Source organism: Microbacterium hominis NBRC 15708, from assembly GCF_001592125.1.
Classification (GTDB): domain Bacteria; phylum Actinomycetota; class Actinomycetes; order Actinomycetales; family Microbacteriaceae; genus Microbacterium; species Microbacterium hominis.
Map to the genome: position 1 here is coordinate 19,487 of NZ_BCWI01000025.1, position 15,334 is coordinate 34,820.

18 protein-coding genes are annotated in these 15,334 nt (G+C 71.2%); 11 read left to right on the forward strand and 7 right to left on the reverse strand.

What is annotated here, in order from left to right:
- Positions 1 to 69: 69 nt before the first annotated feature.
- Positions 70 to 1,101, forward strand: coding sequence for a class II fructose-bisphosphate aldolase (fbaA, locus tag MHO01S_RS15215; RefSeq protein ID WP_060959244.1), 1,032 nt, complete (start codon positions 70 to 72; stop codon positions 1,099 to 1,101).
- Between the two features lie 108 nt (positions 1,102 to 1,209).
- Here fbaA and MHO01S_RS15220 read toward each other — a convergent pair whose 3' ends face one another.
- The 3 genes from MHO01S_RS15220 to MHO01S_RS15230 are packed head-to-tail and all read right to left on the reverse strand — an operon-like array spanning position 1,210 to position 3,310.
- On the reverse strand, positions 1,210 to 1,779 hold the full coding sequence (locus MHO01S_RS15220; protein WP_060959243.1) for an MOSC domain-containing protein: 570 nt from the start codon (positions 1,777 to 1,779) through the stop codon (positions 1,210 to 1,212).
- Complete coding sequence (locus MHO01S_RS15225) at positions 1,776 to 2,324, reverse strand: DUF6264 family protein (protein ID WP_061782549.1); 549 nt, start codon at positions 2,322 to 2,324, stop codon at positions 1,776 to 1,778. The genes MHO01S_RS15220 and MHO01S_RS15225 overlap by 4 nt, the downstream gene beginning before the upstream one ends.
- Positions 2,321 to 3,310 carry a 4-hydroxy-3-methylbut-2-enyl diphosphate reductase gene (locus tag MHO01S_RS15230; RefSeq protein WP_060959241.1) on the reverse strand — a complete coding sequence of 330 codons (990 nt, stop codon included), beginning with the start codon at positions 3,308 to 3,310 and terminating at the stop codon, positions 2,321 to 2,323. The genes MHO01S_RS15225 and MHO01S_RS15230 overlap by 4 nt, the downstream gene beginning before the upstream one ends.
- 133 nt (positions 3,311 to 3,443) lie before the next feature.
- On the opposite strand from MHO01S_RS15230, the gene xseA reads away from it, so the two are divergent.
- From xseA to MHO01S_RS15265, 7 genes are all read left to right on the forward strand, one after another.
- Complete coding sequence (gene xseA, locus MHO01S_RS15235) at positions 3,444 to 4,727, forward strand: exodeoxyribonuclease VII large subunit (RefSeq protein ID WP_061782550.1); 1,284 nt, start codon at positions 3,444 to 3,446, stop codon at positions 4,725 to 4,727.
- A 1-nt stretch (position 4,728) separates the two neighbouring features.
- Positions 4,729 to 4,959, forward strand: coding sequence for an exodeoxyribonuclease VII small subunit (locus tag MHO01S_RS15240; protein WP_082734119.1), 231 nt, complete (start codon positions 4,729 to 4,731; stop codon positions 4,957 to 4,959).
- Positions 4,959 to 5,585, forward strand: a complete 627-nt coding sequence (locus tag MHO01S_RS15245; protein WP_060959239.1) for a DUF4245 family protein — start codon at positions 4,959 to 4,961, stop codon at positions 5,583 to 5,585. The genes MHO01S_RS15240 and MHO01S_RS15245 overlap by 1 nt, the downstream gene beginning before the upstream one ends.
- The gene (locus MHO01S_RS15250; protein WP_060959238.1) at positions 5,582 to 6,232 is read left to right on the forward strand and encodes a carbonic anhydrase; all 651 of its coding nucleotides are present in this window, start codon (positions 5,582 to 5,584) and stop codon (positions 6,230 to 6,232) included. Before MHO01S_RS15245 ends, MHO01S_RS15250 begins: the two co-directional genes overlap by 4 nt.
- 70 nt (positions 6,233 to 6,302) lie before the next feature.
- A complete protein-coding gene (locus MHO01S_RS15255; RefSeq protein WP_060959237.1) occupies positions 6,303 to 7,700 on the forward strand; it encodes a class II fumarate hydratase in 1,398 nt (465 codons plus the stop codon).
- 36 nt (positions 7,701 to 7,736) lie between these two features.
- On the forward strand, positions 7,737 to 8,741 hold the full coding sequence (locus tag MHO01S_RS15260; protein ID WP_060959236.1) for a sensor histidine kinase: 1,005 nt from the start codon (positions 7,737 to 7,739) through the stop codon (positions 8,739 to 8,741).
- Positions 8,738 to 9,394: a response regulator transcription factor gene (locus MHO01S_RS15265; RefSeq protein ID WP_060959235.1), complete on the forward strand. Its 657-nt coding sequence runs from the start codon at positions 8,738 to 8,740 to the stop codon at positions 9,392 to 9,394. Before MHO01S_RS15260 ends, MHO01S_RS15265 begins: the two co-directional genes overlap by 4 nt.
- Positions 9,395 to 9,415: 21 nt before the next feature.
- On the opposite strand, the gene phoH2 is transcribed toward MHO01S_RS15265, so the two are convergent.
- From phoH2 to MHO01S_RS15280, 3 genes are all read right to left on the reverse strand, one after another.
- On the reverse strand, positions 9,416 to 10,771 hold the full coding sequence (gene phoH2 / locus MHO01S_RS15270) for an RNA 5'-3' helicase PhoH2 (RefSeq protein WP_061782551.1): 1,356 nt from the start codon (positions 10,769 to 10,771) through the stop codon (positions 9,416 to 9,418).
- Between the two features lie 164 nt (positions 10,772 to 10,935).
- A complete protein-coding gene (locus MHO01S_RS15275) occupies positions 10,936 to 12,156 on the reverse strand; it encodes an aminotransferase class V-fold PLP-dependent enzyme (RefSeq protein WP_061782552.1) in 1,221 nt (406 codons plus the stop codon).
- A 31-nt stretch (positions 12,157 to 12,187) separates the two neighbouring features.
- Positions 12,188 to 12,973 (reverse strand): isoprenyl transferase, encoded by a 786-nt coding sequence (locus tag MHO01S_RS15280; RefSeq protein WP_060959232.1) that lies wholly within the window; start codon positions 12,971 to 12,973, stop codon positions 12,188 to 12,190.
- A 121-nt stretch (positions 12,974 to 13,094) separates the two neighbouring features.
- On the opposite strand from MHO01S_RS15280, the gene trhA reads away from it, so the two are divergent.
- Positions 13,095 to 13,799 carry a PAQR family membrane homeostasis protein TrhA gene (trhA, locus tag MHO01S_RS15285; RefSeq protein WP_060959231.1) on the forward strand — a complete coding sequence of 235 codons (705 nt, stop codon included), beginning with the start codon at positions 13,095 to 13,097 and terminating at the stop codon, positions 13,797 to 13,799.
- A gap of 25 nt (positions 13,800 to 13,824) precedes the next feature.
- Here the strand turns inward: trhA and MHO01S_RS15290 are convergent, their stop codons facing one another.
- Entirely contained in the window at positions 13,825 to 14,139 is a 315-nt protein-coding gene (locus MHO01S_RS15290; RefSeq protein ID WP_061782553.1) for a hypothetical protein, read from the reverse strand.
- Between the two features lie 63 nt (positions 14,140 to 14,202).
- Between MHO01S_RS15290 and MHO01S_RS15295 the strand changes: the two genes are divergently transcribed.
- Positions 14,203 to 14,607 carry a DUF4307 domain-containing protein gene (locus MHO01S_RS15295; RefSeq protein ID WP_082734118.1) on the forward strand — a complete coding sequence of 135 codons (405 nt, stop codon included), beginning with the start codon at positions 14,203 to 14,205 and terminating at the stop codon, positions 14,605 to 14,607.
- Positions 14,608 to 14,750: 143 nt separating this feature from the next.
- Positions 14,751 to 15,239 (forward strand): transcription elongation factor GreA, encoded by a 489-nt coding sequence (greA, locus tag MHO01S_RS15300; protein WP_060959230.1) that lies wholly within the window; start codon positions 14,751 to 14,753, stop codon positions 15,237 to 15,239.
- The last annotated feature ends 95 nt before the right edge of the window (positions 15,240 to 15,334 follow it).

The window sequence follows — 15,334 nt, forward strand, 5'->3', positions numbered from 1 at the left end:
CCCCCTCACGGACGGTGCCGCCGCTTCGATAGGCTGAGCCTGGAATCCCCGCAGAACTGAGGAGCAGAAATGCCTGTCGCCACCCCTGAGCAATACGCCGAGATGCTGGACCGTGCGAAGGCCGGTGGATACGCGTTCCCCGCGATCAACGCCGCCAGCTCGCAGTCGATCAATGCCGTCCTGCAGGGTCTGACCGAAGCCGGCTCCGACGGCATCATCCAGGTGACGACCGGCGGCGCCGACTACTTCGCCGGCCACACCGTCAAGGGCCGTGCCACGGGTGCCCTCGCGTTCGCGAAGTTCGCCACCGAGGTCGCGAAGAACTACCCGATCACGGTGGCCCTGCACACCGACCACTGCCCGAAGCCGGCGCTGGAGGACTTCGTGCTGCCGCTGATCGCGGCATCCGAGGAGGAGGTGCGCGCCGGTCGCAACCCCATCTTCCAGTCGCACATGTGGGACGGCTCGGCGGTGCCGCTCGAGGAGAACATCGAGATCGCCAAGCAGCTGCTCCCCCGCATGAAGAACATCAACGCCATCCTCGAGGTCGAGATCGGCGTCGTGGGCGGCGAGGAGGACGGCGTCAAGCACGAGGGGTCGAACGAGGCCCTGTACACGACCACCGCGGACGTCTCGAAGTTCGTCGACGCGCTCGGACTCGGCGAGAACGGCCGGTACATCGCGGCGCTGACGTTCGGCAACGTGCACGGCGTCTACAAGCCGGGCAACGTGAAGCTGCGCCCCGAGCTGCTCGGCGAGATCCAGGCGGGCATCGCGGAGAAGTTCGGCACCGGCGCGAAGCCGCTCGACCTCGTGTTCCACGGCGGCAGCGGCTCGACGCCGGAGGAGATCGCGACCGCGGTCGCCAACGGCGTCGTCAAGATGAACATCGACACCGACACGCAGTACGCGTTCACGCGCTCGGTCGCCGGGTTCATGTTCAGCAACTACGACGGCGTGCTCAAGGTCGACGGCGAGGTGGGCAACAAGAAGGCCTACGACCCGCGCGCCTGGGGCAAGATCGCCGAGTCGGCGATGGCGGCCCGCGTGGTCGAGGCCACGCAGCAGCTCGGTTCGGCGGGCCACTCGATCAGCATCTGATCCGTCCCCGTACGACGAACGCCCCCGGAGCCGCGCTCCGGGGGCGTTCGACGTACGGGCCGTCGCCGCGGATGCCCGACCGTGACCGGCGCGGGGCGCCCGCGACGATCACGCGGGATCGGCGTACGCGTCCAGGAGTCCGGGCGCGCCGTCGGGCACGTGGATGACGGTGAGGGGGTCGCCGGCGCGGACCGACCCGGTGCGCACGACGCGCAGGTACGGGCCCAGTCGACGCTCCGCCGAGAAACGGCGCACCCAGCCGCGCTCGGCCGACCGGTCGACCGTGCGCACCCAGCGCGCGAACGTCTGGCAGGGCGTCCGCGGCATCGTCACCTCGACGACGGCGGTCTCGCCGATCCTCCATCGCTCACCGATGCGCGAGCGGTTGACGTCCAGCCCGTCGACGCGGAGGTTCTCGCCGAACCACCCGGGCGGCAGGTCGACGCCCAACTCGGCCGCCCAGAAGTCGGCGTCCTCCTGCGCGTAGGCGTAGAGGGCCTTGTCGAGGCCGCCGTGGTGCTTGCGATTGGCCTGGACGTCGGCATAGGCGCCGTAGCGTCCGAGGCGGACCGGCCCCTCGACGGCGGCCTTGTCGATCGCGGTCACCCCGAGCGCCCCGGCGTCGGGTCGCAGCGCCCGCACGACGCACACCGCGAGGAGCGTGCCGGATGCGCTCATCGGGCGAAGTGGCTGACGATCGCGGGGTCGCCGAGCAGGGGGATCGTGAGGCACACCGTCGCGATGATGAACGTCACGATGGCCCCGACGAGGGGAATCCACCACGACAGCCGGTGCGCCCTCAGCGAGGCCCAGGACAGCACGGCCGTCAGCATCCAGCCTCCGATGAAGACGAACGCCGAGATGCGCCCCCATAGCTCGCCCTGCGCCGTGTTGGTGAAGGTGGCGTCGATCCCGGCGACCTGCATCCAGGTCTGCGCGAAGCCCGCGAAGTCCCACAGCTGGGGAACCGCGCTGATGACGGTGACGAGGCCGTACACGAGCAGCGCGAAGGTGATGATCCGATCGGCCGTGCGCGACGGACGCGCCGCGGCGGTCGTCGCCGGCGCGGTCGGCGGATGGGCACGGCTCGGGACGGTGGGCGGGAGCACGGGATGCTGCGCCGGCAGCGCCGGCTGCGCGATGCGCGCGCGCTGCTCCTCCGGTGTGGCGTACTCGCCGTACTGCGGGCGCGGGCGCGTCGGCTCCGCCGCGGGCTCGCTCACGTCCGGGACCGCCCGCCGAGCGCGCGGTCGTCACGGCGTCCGGTGGCGTCCTGACGCAGTTCCTTCGGGAGGGAGAACATCAGGTCCTCCTCGGCGGTGCGCACCTGCTCGACGTCGGCGTAGCCGGCGCCGGCCAGATCGGCGAGCACCTCCTGGACGAGGACCTCGGGGACCGAGGCGCCGCTGGTGACGCCGACCGTTCCGACGCCGTCGAGCCACTCCTGCCGGATCTCGTGCGCGTAGTCGACCCGGTAGGCCGCCTTCGCGCCGTACTCGAGGGCGACCTCGACCAGGCGCACCGAGTTCGAGGAGTTCGACGAGCCGACGACGATGACCAGATCCGCGTCCTTGGCGACCTTCTTGATGGCGACCTGGCGGTTCTGCGTCGCGTAGCAGATGTCGTCCGACGGCGGATCCTGCAGGCTCGGGAAGCGCTCACGCAGACGGCGCACGGTCTCCATGGTCTCGTCGACCGAGAGCGTGGTCTGCGAGAGCCACACGACCTTCTCCGGGTCTTTGACGACCACGCGATCGGCCTCGTCGGGCGAGTTCACGACGGTGACGTGGTCGGGAGCCTCTCCGGCGGTGCCTTCGACCTCTTCGTGGCCGTCGTGGCCGATGAGCAGGATCTCGAAGTCGTCGCGCGCGAAGCGCACCGCCTCGCGGTGCACCTTCGTGACGAGCGGGCAGGTCGCGTCGATCGCCTGCAGCCCGCGCTCGGATGCCGCGTTCACGACGGCCGGCGATACCCCGTGCGCGCTGAAGACCACGTGCGCACCGGACGGGACCTCGTCGACCTCTTCGACGAAGATCGCCCCCTTCGCCTCGAGCTCGGTGACGACGTGGATGTTGTGGACGATCTGCTTGCGCACGTACACCGGGGCGCCGTAGCGTTCCAGCGCCTTCTCGACGGCGATCACGGCGCGGTCCACCCCCGCGCAGTATCCGCGCGGGGAGGCCAGGAGGACCTTCTTGGGTCCTGGCACCGGGTTATCCTGGAGCCGTCCGCGCGGTCCTGGGATATGGGGCGTCGGTAGACGGACGGCAGAGCTGCTCACCCCTCGATTCTAGGGAGGGCGGGCTGAGTGAGGGCCGCATGCGCGCGGCGGAAAGGCAGCGATGGCTTCGTTCGCGTCCGCTCCCGGTGAGGTCGCTCCGCCGGATGCCGTGGCCCCGCGCGATTCCCGCGCCGACGCGCCGACCTCCGTGTCGCGGCTGAACGAGACGATCCGCGGCTTCGTGTCGACCTGGGGCTCGGTGTGGGTCGAAGGCGAGATCACGGCGTGGAACCTCCGCGGCGGTCATGTCTTCGGCCGCCTGAAGGACGCCAACGGCGACGCGATGATCTCCTTCCGCCTGTGGTCCTCGACGCTGCAGCGGCTGCAGGACGACGTGAAGGTGGGCGACCTGGTGGTCGCGTGCGTCAAGAGCGACTTCTTCGTCAAGACGGGCGATTTCACCTTCACGGTGTCGGCCATGCGGCACACGGGCCTGGGAGACCAGCTCGAACGGCTGGAGCGACTGCGCACCCGGCTGCGGAGCGAGGGGCTGTTCGACCCCGCGCGCAAGAAGCGCATCCCGTTCCTCCCGCACGTCGTCGGGCTCATCACGGGTGAGCGCAGCGACGCCGAGAAGGACGTGCACCGCAACGCCGAGCTGCGCTGGCCAGAGGTGCGCTTCCGCACGATCCACGCCGCGGTGCAGGGCGAGCGCTGCGTGCCGGAGACGATCGCCGCGCTGGCCGCGCTGGACGCCGACCCCGAGGTGGACGTCATCGTGATCGCCCGCGGCGGCGGTGACCCCCAGGCCCTCCTCGGCTTCAGCGACGAGCGTCTGGTGCGGGCGGTGGCCGCGGCATCCACCCCCGTCGTCTCGGCGATCGGGCACGAGAACGACCACCCGCTCCTCGACGACGTCGCCGACCTGCGCGCCTCTACCCCCACGGATGCCGCGAAGAAGGTCGTCCCCGACGTGTCGGAGCAGCGCGCGCTCGTGCAGCAGCTGCGCACGCGCGCCCGCACCCGTCTCACCCAGCGGATCTCGCACGACATCGCCCAGCTGGAGCAGCTGCGCTCGCGGCCGGTGCTGCGCTCCCCCGAGTCGCTGCTCACGCCGCGCTCGCACGAGCTGTGGACGCTCGTGTCGCGCGGTCGCGACGTCGTGACGCGACGCCTGGATGCCGCCGACCGGACGACCGCGCAGCTGCGGGCCTCGCTGCGCGCCCTGTCGCCCGGCGCGACGCTGTCGCGCGGATATGCGATCGCGCACCTGGACGGCGGCGTCATCGTCCGGGACGCCGCGCAGGCCCCGGCGGGGGCGTCGGTCACGGTCACCGTCGCCGAGGGATCGTTCGCCGCGCGATCGGAGGGACCCGTCGCCGAAGACGTCGGGGCGGCGTCCTAGAATGGACGCCATGACCAGCGACACGGCCGCCGACGTCGCCGATCTCTCGTTCGAGCAGGCACGCGACGAGCTCGTCCGCGTCGTCGCCGAACTCGAGCAGGGCGCCCCGACCCTCGAGCACTCCCTCGCGCTCTGGACGCGGGGAGAGGCGCTCGCAGCCCGCTGCGAGGAGTGGCTCCTGGGCGCCAAGCGCCTGCTCGATGCCGCTCGTCCGGCGGACGCGGAGTCGTGATGGCCGCCGGTCCCCGCATCGTCGCCGAGCTCGGTCGCCCCGAGACGCCCGACGAGACCGCCGACCGCAAGGCTGCGGCATCCCGCGCCTACCGGCAGAGCAAGACGTTCCGCAACCTCGTCGCCGCACTGCTCGTGACGATGGCGGTCGTCGCCGTCGTGTACTTCGGCGTGCCCCGCGGGTCGCTGCCCGACCCCGAAGAGGCCGACGTGGCGGCATCCGCGCAGAGCGCATCGGCATCGCTGGAGCACACCCTGCTCGTTCCCACGGTGCCGCAGGACTGGCGCGCCAACTCCGCGCGTCTCGAGGGCTCGATGTGGCGCATCGTCTACGCGCCGCCGACCGGCTACATCCGCATCGCGCAGGGCATCGACGCCGACCCGACGTGGGCGTCGAAGGTACTCGGGGGCTTCGCCCCGACGGGGAGCGTCACGATCGACGGCATCGTCTGGGACGAGTACACGATCCCGGCGTCGGCACGCACCGACACGGTCTCCTACGCCCTCTCGACAGCGGCCGGCACCGACACGGTCCTCATCTACGGGGCCACCGACGCCCCCACCGCCGCGGTCGCCGCCACCGGCGTGACCGACCAGATCCGCACCCTGCGCGAGGAGACGCGATGAGCACGACGATCCGCCCGACGCCCGCGACCGTCTGGGCCGAGATGCGCGAAGGCAATGAGCGCTTCGTGGCGGGAGAGCCCCGCCACCCCCGTCAGGACGTCGAGCGCCGCAACGAACTCGCGGCCGCGCAGACCCCGCGCGCCGCGCTGTTCGGATGCGCGGACTCGCGCCTGGCGGCCGAGATCATCTTCGACCAGGGCCTCGGCGATCTGTTCGTGGTCCGCAACGCCGGACAGGTGGCCTCCGATTCGGCGATCGCCAGCCTGGAGTACGCCGTCGCGGCGCTCGATGTGTCGTTGATCATCGTGCTCGCCCACGACGCGTGCGGGGCGGTGCGCGCCGCGATCGACTCGACGGCCCTCGGCTCGCCCGAGCTGCCCTCGCACATCTGGCGCCTGATCGCCCGCATCGTGCCGGCGGCGCGAACCGTGCTGCGCGACGCCGGCGGCGACGTCGACCCGCGCACGCTGGATGCCGAGGAGGTCGGCCGCGAACACCTCAAGAACACGGTCGACGACCTCCTCGCCTCCTCGCGGCTGATCGCCGAGGCCGTGGCCGAGGGACGACTGGGCATCGTCGGGGCCAACTACCGGCTGAGCGAGGGCACCGCCGTGCCGCACGTCACGGTCGGACTCGACGAGGCCTGACCGGTTCCGCCCGCGCCCCGCCCGACATCACCACAACAGAACACGCACAGGAAACGAGGACGTGACCGCAATGACCGAGACCACCGAGTACCGCATCGAGCACGACACGATGGGTGAGGTGCGCGTCCCCAAGGACGCGCTGTACGCCGCGCAGACGCAGCGCGCCGTGGAGAACTTCCCGATCTCGGGGACGGGACTCGAGTCGACCCAGATCGCCGCGCTCGCCCGCATCAAGAAGGCGGCCGCCCTCGCGAACAAGGAGCTCGGCACCCTGGACGGCGCGATCGCCGATGCGATCGCCGCCGCCGCCGATGACGTCATCACGGGCCGCTACGACGCGCATTTCCCGGTCGACACGTACCAGACCGGCTCGGGCACCTCCTCGAACATGAACATGAACGAGGTGCTGGCCTCCCTCGCGACGCAGAAGCTCGGTGCCCCGGTGCACCCGAACGACCACGTCAACGCGTCGCAGTCGTCCAACGACGTCTTCCCGACATCGGTGCACATCGCGGTCACGCAGGCCCTCATCGACGACCTCATCCCGGCGCTGGACCACCTGGCGGTCGCGCTCGAGGCGAAGGCGGAGCTGTGGAAGGATGCCGTGAAGTCCGGCCGCACGCACCTGATGGATGCGACGCCGGTGACCCTCGGCCAGGAGTTCGGCGGCTACGCCCGCCAGATCCGCCTCGGCATCGAGCGGGTGCGCGCGGTGCTCCCCCGTGTGGGCGAGGTCCCGCTGGGCGGCACCGCCGTGGGTACCGGCATCAACACCCCGCTCGGCTTCCCGCAGAAGGTCATCGCGCTGCTGGCTGAGGAGACCGAGCTGCCGATCACGGAGGCGAAGGACCACTTCGAGGCCCAGGCCAACCGCGACGGGCTCGTCGAGGCCTCCGGCGCGCTGCGCACGATCGCGGTGTCGCTCACGAAGATCAACAACGACCTGCGGTGGATGGGCTCCGGCCCCAACACCGGACTCGGGGAGCTGCACATCCCCGACCTGCAGCCGGGCTCGTCGATCATGCCCGGAAAGGTCAACCCCGTCGTACCCGAGGCCACGCTCATGGTGTGTGCCCGGGTGATCGGCAACGACGCCACGGTCGCCTGGGCCGGGGCGTCGGGCTCGTTCGAGCTCAACGTCGCGATCCCCGTCATGGGCACCGCCCTGCTGGAGTCGATCCGGCTGCTGTCCAACGCGATGCGCGTGCTGGCCGACAAGACGATCGACGGCCTGCAGGCGAACCTCGACCGCGCCGCCGCCTTCGCGGGGATGTCGCCGTCGATCGTGACGCCGCTGAACAAGCTGATCGGGTACGAGGCCGCGGCGAAGATCGCCAAGCACGCCGTCGCCAAGGGCATCACGGTGCGCGAGGCCGTCATCGACCTCGGCTACGTCGAGCGCGGCGAGCTGACGGAGCAGCAGCTCGACGCCAAGCTCGACCTGCTCTCGATGACGCACCCGGGCTGATCGCGGCCGCCTCGATCCCGGGTCGATAATCAGAGGGTGAACCGCGCCGCCAGCACCGCCCGCACGGGACGTCGTGCGCGCACGCTGGCGGTGCTGCTCGCCGTCGTGACCGGCGGATTCGCGTTCACCGCGCTGGCCCTGCTCCTGCTGCACGCGGCCACGGGCACCGAGACGACCTGGGCGGACGTCGGCGTCTTCGCTGCCGCCGCGGTCCTCACCCTGGCCGCGACGGCGGTCGTCGGCTGGTTCCTCGTCGACGCGGATCCGCGTCGCCTTCCCGATCTCCCCGAACTCCCCGAGGGTCTCGACACCCCGGACGCGCTCTTCGACGCGCAGCGCCGACTGCTCGACGACGTGCGCCACGAGCTGAAGACGCCGATCACGATCGTGCGGGGACACCTCGAGCTGATGGATGCCGCGGACCCCGCCGACGTGGCGTCCACCCGGACCCTCGGCATCGCCGAGCTGGATCGCATGACGCGGCTGATCGGCGACATCGATCTGCTGGCGGCGGTGGAGAGCGACAGCTTCACGATGGGCGACGTCGATCTGGCGGCGCTCACCCAGCGCGTCGCCGAGCTCGTCACGGTGATCGGCGGCCACGGCTGGAGCGTCGAACAGCGCGCGGCGGGCATCATCCACGGCGACCACGACCGTCTTCTGCAGGCGTGGCTGCAACTGGCGGACAACGCGGCCAAGTACACGCCGTCCGACTCCCCCATCGAGATCGGCAGTGCCGTGCACCCGTCCGGCGCGCAGCTGTGGGTGCGCGACCACGGCCCCGGCATCCCGCCGTCGCTGCGGCATCGCATCTTCCGCCGCTTCGATCGGGGCACCGGCAAGCGCGCGGTGGGCGGATCGGGACTGGGGCTGGCGATCGTCGACACGATCGCGCGCGCACACGCCGGGCACTGCACCGTCGCCGACACGCCGGGAGGCGGCGCGACGTTCACCATCGAGATCCCCATCGGCACGCAGGCGACCCTCCCGACGCCCGTGCGCGCGGGGGATGTCGTCCAACAACGGGAGGCCTCCGGATGACTCGCATCCTCATCGTCGACGACGAACCGCACATCGTGTCCATGGTGTCGCGCGCCCTGGCGGCCGAGGGTCATGAGAGCGTCGCGTGCGACGACGGTCCGGCCGGCCTGGAACGGGCGCTGCGCGGCGACATCGATCTCGTGATCCTCGACGTGGGCCTTCCCACGATGGACGGGTTCGAGGTGCTGCGGCATCTGCGCGCGGACGGCGCGACCGTGCCGGTGATCATGCTCACCGCCCGCAGCTCGGCGCGCGACGCCGTCGACGGGTTGGATGCCGGGGCCAGCGACTACGTGCCGAAGCCGTTCTCGCTGGCGGAGCTCATGGCGCGGGTGCGCTCGCGTCTGCGGGAGCGCACCGGCACGATCGTCATGGTGCTGACGCAGGGCGACGTCAGTCTGGACCTGCTCGCGCGACGCACGACCGTGGCGGGGCGCGAGGTCGACCTCTCGGCTCGGGAGTTCGCGCTGGCGGAGCAGTTCCTGCGGCATCCGGGCGAGGTGCTCACCCGCGAGACGCTGCTCAGCCGCATCTGGGGTCTGGACTTCGACCCCGGCTCGAACGTGGTCGACGTGTACGTCCGGTATCTGCGGGCGAAACTCGGCGCCGAGCACATCGTGACGGTGCGCGGCGAGGGCTACCGCTGGGAGTAGCCCCCGCCGCGCCCGCGGGGTTCAGCTCAGCTCGCCCTGCTCCAGCAGGTCGGTGACGAGCGCGGCGATCGCCGAGCGCTCCGAGCGGACGAGGGTCACGTGGCCGAAGAGGCCGTGGCCCTTGAGCGTCTCGATGACCGAGGCGATGCCGTCGTGGCGGCCCACCCGCAGGTTGTCGCGCTGCCCGACGTCGTGGGTGAGCACCACGCGGGAGTTCTGCCCGATGCGGCTGAGGACCGTCAGCAGCACGTTGCGCTCGAGGGACTGCGCCTCGTCGACGATCACGAACGCGTCGTGCAGGGAGCGGCCGCGGATGTGCGTGAGGGGAAGCACCTCCAGCATCCCGCGCGCGACCACCTCCTCGAGGACGTTGCCCGACACGACGGAGCCGAGCGTGTCGAAGACCGCCTGCCCCCACGGGTTCATCTTCTCGGCCTGATCGCCCGGCAGGTAGCCGAGCTCCTGACCGCCGACGGCGAACAGCGGGCGGAAGACGATGATCTTCTTCTGCTGCTGCCGTTCCAGCACGGCCTCCAGTCCCGCGCAGAGGGCGAGGGCCGACTTGCCGGTGCCGGCGCGACCGCCGAGCGAGACGATGCCCACCTCGGGGTCGAGAAGCAGGTCGATGGCGATGCGCTGCTCGGCGCTGCGCCCGTGCAGGCCGAAGACGTCGCGGTCGCCGCGCACCAGGCGGAACGCCCCGTCGCCGGTGACGCGCCCGAGGGCGGAGCCGCGCTCGGAGTGGATGACGAGCCCCGTGTTGACCGGGAACCCGCGCACCTCTTCGCTCGTGGCGACCTCGCTCTCGTAGAGGTCGCTGATGTCGTCGCCCGATACGGCGATGTCCGCGATGCCGGTCCACCCGCTGTCGACCGCCTGTTCGGCGAGGTACTCCTCCGCCGGGATGCCGAGGGACGCCGCCTTCACCCGCATGGGCAGGTCCTTCGAGACGACGGTCACCTCCTGACCCTCCTGGGCCAGGTGCATCGCCACGGCGAGGATGCGGGTGTCGTTGTCGCCCAGGCGCATGCCCGCGGGCAGCACGGAGGGGTCGGTGTTGGTGAGCTCGACGCGCAGGGTGCCGCCCTCGCCGACGGGCACGGGGAAGTCGAGTCTGCCGTGCTCGACCCGCAGCTCGTCGAGGTGACGGAGTGCCTGCCGCGCGAAGTAGCCGATCTCCGGGTCGTGGCGCTTGCCTTCGAGCTCGGTGACGACGACGACCGGCACGACGACCGAATGTTCGGCGAAGCGGAAGAAAGCCCGCGGATCGCTCAGCAGGACCGAGGTGTCGAGGACGTAGGTGCGCAGATCCGTGTCCGCGACCTCCTCGGCGACGTCATCGATCCGGCGTTGCTGCAGTGAAGCCCGTGTGGTCACAACTCACTCCCGCCCCGGGTGGAGCACCCGGCAGTCTCGAGTCGACCGTGGCCACGAGTCGTGATGAGGCCGACTCGACCGGGCGCCTTGCCCGATGTGATGACCGTACGGCGGGCGACGCGCCGACGTCATCCACGACACGCCGCGCTGCGGTGTCCGGCGTGTTAATTCGCGGTGTCGGAGCCGACGGCGTCGGCCAGCGCCGGCGGCGCCGGGACGATGTCCGCCTCGGAGAGCGCGAGCGCTCCCGGCGCGGCGTCGATGACGACACGCGTGGCGGCCACCTCGGCGAGGGCGTCGCCGAGCAGACGCAGGCTGTCGGCACCGGTGCCCACGTGCGGCGACACGCGGATGGTGGCGCCGCGCGCGGTCACCGTCACACCGTGGTTCGCGAGGGCGGCCGCGAGCGCGGCGGCGTCGTGCGCGGCGGGCTGGAGGGTGACGATGCCGGCGTGCCGGTCGCGGGGGGTCAGCACCGGTACCGCGTAACGGTCGGCGAGATCCATCACGTCGCGTGCACGCGCGCGCAGCTCCTGGGCGATCGCGGGGATGCCGGCATCCGTCATCTCGCGCAGCGCCGCCGCGAGGCGGCCGGCCGCGAGGGGGTCGGTGGGAGCGACCTGGTACGCCGCCGCGGTCGCGAGGGGCGCGGGCACGCCCGGAGTCGTGGCATCCCCCTGCATCCCGGAGATCCCCGACAGGACGGGTTCGATGCGCTCCCGGGCGCGGTCCGAGAAGCGCGCGAAGCCCGTGCCCCGGCCCGCGCGCAGCCACTTGTAGCCGTTCGCGCAGACGACGTCCGCAGCGGCCCAGTCCACCTCGGTGACCCCGAATCCCTGAATCGCGTCGACGATGAGCAGACGGTCGCCGATGAGCTCGCGCAGCGCCGCGAGGTCGGCGAGGGCGCCCGTCCGGAAGTCGACGAGGCTCACGCCCACGGCCGTCACGTCGTCGTCGAGCGCCTCCGCGACGGCATCCACCGTCACGATGCCGTCGATCGGGTCGATCTCCCGCACGCTGAGCAGGCCGCGCGCGTCCTGGGCGCGCCGAGCGGTGACCCGGAGCGACGGGAAGTCCTGCGCGGAGACGACCACCGTGCCGGTGAGGCCCTGCATCGCGTGGAACAGGCCGTGGGTCGTCGACGGCTGCAGCACGACCTCCTCGGGCGCGCATCCGAGGACGCCCGCCACCAGATCGCGCGCCTCGGTCACACGCGCGGTCACGAGATCGATGCTCGAGCGCCGTCCGCTGCCGAGCAGCTCGGCGTCGGCGAGCATCTCCGCCCGCACCGCCGGGGACAGCGGACCGAAGGCCGCCCAGTCGAGGTATCCCGTCGCGCTGTCGAAGGTCTCGAGGTAGGGCTCCAGGTCGTTCACGTCTGCCATTGTCCCACGCGCCGTGCGCGGGGCCGGGTGCTCAGCCGCCGTACCGGCGGTCGCGGGTGGCGTAGTCGCGGATGGCGCGGAGGAAGTCGACCTCGCGCAGGTCCGGTCCCAGCGCCTCCACGAAGTAGAACTCCGAGTGGGCCGACTGCCAGAGGAGGAAATCGCTCAGCCGCTGCTCGCCGGAGGTGCGGATGACGAGGTCCGGGTCGGCCTGGCCGCCCGTGTAGAGGTGCTCGCCGATCTGCTCCGGCGTGAGGCTGGCCGCCAGCTCTTCGAGCGAGCCGCCGCGCTCGTGATGCTGCGCGATGATGCTGCGCACCGCATCCACGATCTCCCCGCGCCCGCCGTAGCCGACGGCGAGATTGACGTGCAGCCCGGTGTTGCCGGCGGTCCGCTCCTCCGCCGTCCGCAGCACCCGGGCGAGATCGGCCGGGAGGACCTCGGCGCGCCCGACGTGCTGCACGCGCCAGCCGGGTTCGTGCGACAGCTCGTCGGCCAGTTCGGCGATGATCTCGATGAGGTCGGCGAGCTCCTGCGAATCGCGCTTGGTGAGGTTGTCCGTCGACAGCAGGTAGAGCGAGACGACGCGGATGCCGAGGTCATCGCACCAGCGCAGGAACTCGTGCATCTTCGCGGCCCCGGCGCGGTGGCCGTGGGCGACCGTGGTGAAACCCGCCTGGCGTGCCCAGCGGCGGTTGCCGTCGATCATCATCGCCACGTGGTGCGGAACGGTATCGGGGGTCAACTCACGTCGCAGGCGCGAACTGTAGAGGCGATAGAGGAACCCGCGCCCCTCGCCCGAACCGGTGGGTGTCACGGCGACTACGCTACCGCGCGCACCGCCGTCGTCTCGCGCAGGCGCTATGTGCACGAGCCGGCATACGCGGGCGCGTAGGCTCAGGACCGTGACCCGACACGCAGCCTCCGACGGCGCGGACATGCCTCAGCTTCCCCTCATCGAAGCGGCATCCGTCGGCGCCCAGGTGGAGCTGAAGCCGTCGTGGCGCGGCTGGATCCACGCGGGCACCTTCCCCGTGGCGATCGCCGCGGGTGTCGTGCTCATCGTCCTCGCGCAGGGCGCTCCGGCGAAGTGGGCCGCCGCGGTGTTCATGGCGACCTCGCTGCTCCTGTTCGGCAACTCGGCGCTGTACCACCGCTTCAACTGGGGCCCCACGACGAAGGCCGTCCTCAAGCGCATCGACCACGCGAACATCCTCCTGCTGATCGCCGGCACCTACACGCCGATCGCGGTGCTCGCACTGCCCCCCGGCAAGGGCGCGCTGCTGCTCGTGCTCGTATGGTCCGGTGCCCTTCTCGGCATCCTGTTCCGCGTCTTCTGGATCCACGCGCCCCGCTGGCTGTACGTCGCGCTCTACCTGCTGCTGGGCTGGGCGGCCGTGATGTACCTCGGCGACCTGATGGCGGCGAACCTGGCGATGATGATCCTCGTCATCGTCGGCGGGCTGCTGTACACCGCGGGTGCCGTCGTCTACGCGCTCAAGAAGCCGAACCCGTGGCCCGGCCACTTCGGCTTCCATGAGATCTTCCACGTGTGCACGGTGCTGGCGTTCCTGTGCCACTGGACGGCGTGCCTGCTGATCGCTCTCGATCCGCTCGCCCCCTCACTCGGCGCGGCCGGCTGAGCGCCGCCGCGCGCGACGGGCGCGGTCAGCGCGACGGCGGGTCGATGTCCTGGTCGTCGGTGTCGCTCGCCTCGACGGCGGCCCGGGCCTGCGCGTCGGAGGCCGCGGCCGCGGCGTCGCGCTCGTGGGCGTCGAGCTCCTCGGCGATCTCGGAGCGGTATCCCGCCCGGCGGATGCGGCGGAGCATGTCGACGATGAGGAAGATGACGACGACCGACAGCAGGGCGATGGCGACGAAGCCCGCGAATCCCGGCGTGACGACATCCGGATCGACCGTCATCGTCGGGGTGGGCGTCGCCTCGGCGGCGACGCTCGCGAGTGCGACCGTCAGTGCGTGCATCGTTCCTCTGTTCCGCGCGGAGCGCTTAGCCTGGAAGTCCAGCCTAGAACCTCGGGAAGTGTCATGACCGCGATGCGCACGCAGCAGGAGCTCGACGACCGCTACGGACGCGGACGCGGCATCCGCGGGCGCCGGTGGGCGTGGATCGGCGTCGGCGCGCTCGCGATCGCCGTGGTCGGCTACTTCGGGTGGAGCACCTACGCGCAGGCTGCGCAGTCCGTGGACATCGATGTGACCGCGTTCCACCTCGACGACGCGCACAGCGTGACGGTCGACTTCCAGCTCACCCTGCCGCGCGGTGCCGCGGTCGACTGCGTGATCGAGGCGCAGGACACCGAGCACGGCATCGTCGGGTGGAAGGTCGTCTCCTACCCCGCCGACGACGCGCACAGCCGGAGCTTCTCGGAGACCGTCGCGACGACGGCCGAGGCGACGACCGGTTTGGTCCCGTCGTGCTGGATCCCGTAGGCTGATCCGACACACGCGCCCTGGCAGCTGCCGGGGCGTTTGGCTTAGGCCCGCACCGACGGCGCTTCTCCTCGAAGCCGCCGTCGCGCCGCGCGGCCGCACCGACAACGGTCAACGACCACGCTCATCGACAAGGAGACGACGTGCCCGAGAACACGGAGACCTTCCTCACCCAGGACGCCTACGACCGGCTCGCCGCCGAGCTCGAGCACCTGTCGACGACGGGTCGCGAAGAGATCGCCAAGCGCATCGAGGCCGCCCGCGAAGAGGGCGACCTCAAGGAGAACGGCGGCTATCACGCCGCCAAGGACGAGCAGGGCAAGCAGGAGGCGCGCATTCGCACCCTCCAGGCCCTCCTGAAGGATGCCGTCGTCGGCGAGGCGCCGGAGTCGGACGGCACCGTCAAGGGCGGCACCGTCGTCACCGCGATCGTCGCCGGCGGCGAAGAGGTGTTCCTGCTCGGCAGCCGCGAGATCGCGGCCGGTTCGGAGCTCGACGTGTACAGCGAGGCGTCGCCCCTCGGCGCGGCCATCCTGGGCCTGTCCGAGGGCGAGAAGACCTCGTACACGGCCCCCAACGGCCGCGAGATCGCCGTCGAGATCGTCAAGGTCGAGACCTACAACGGTCAGTGACGCCGACGTTTCGGGCGCTTCGAGCGTCCGAAACGGCATCCGCGCGCGTTTCGGGCGCGTGAGGCGACCGAAACACGTCGGCACGGGCCGCTAGC

Excerpts from the sequence above, each read along its gene's own strand:
- fbaA (WP_060959244.1), top strand. The coding sequence starts at position 70 with ATGCCTGTCGCCACCCCTGAGCAATACGCCGAGATGCTGGACCGTGCG.
- MHO01S_RS15220 (WP_060959243.1), bottom strand. The coding sequence starts at position 1,779 with ATGAGCGCATCCGGCACGCTCCTCGCGGTGTGCGTCGTGCGGGCGCTG.
- xseA (WP_061782550.1), top strand. The coding sequence starts at position 3,444 with ATGGCTTCGTTCGCGTCCGCTCCCGGTGAGGTCGCTCCGCCGGATGCC.
- MHO01S_RS15240 (WP_082734119.1), top strand. The coding sequence starts at position 4,729 with ATGGACGCCATGACCAGCGACACGGCCGCCGACGTCGCCGATCTCTCG.
- MHO01S_RS15245 (WP_060959239.1), top strand. The coding sequence starts at position 4,959 with ATGGCCGCCGGTCCCCGCATCGTCGCCGAGCTCGGTCGCCCCGAGACG.
- MHO01S_RS15250 (WP_060959238.1), top strand. The coding sequence starts at position 5,582 with ATGAGCACGACGATCCGCCCGACGCCCGCGACCGTCTGGGCCGAGATG.
- MHO01S_RS15255 (WP_060959237.1), top strand. The coding sequence starts at position 6,303 with ATGACCGAGACCACCGAGTACCGCATCGAGCACGACACGATGGGTGAG.
- MHO01S_RS15265 (WP_060959235.1), top strand. The coding sequence starts at position 8,738 with ATGACTCGCATCCTCATCGTCGACGACGAACCGCACATCGTGTCCATG.
- MHO01S_RS15275 (WP_061782552.1), bottom strand. The coding sequence starts at position 12,156 with ATGGCAGACGTGAACGACCTGGAGCCCTACCTCGAGACCTTCGACAGC.
- trhA (WP_060959231.1), top strand. The coding sequence starts at position 13,095 with ATGCCTCAGCTTCCCCTCATCGAAGCGGCATCCGTCGGCGCCCAGGTG.
- MHO01S_RS15290 (WP_061782553.1), bottom strand. The coding sequence starts at position 14,139 with ATGCACGCACTGACGGTCGCACTCGCGAGCGTCGCCGCCGAGGCGACG.
- MHO01S_RS15295 (WP_082734118.1), top strand. The coding sequence starts at position 14,203 with ATGACCGCGATGCGCACGCAGCAGGAGCTCGACGACCGCTACGGACGC.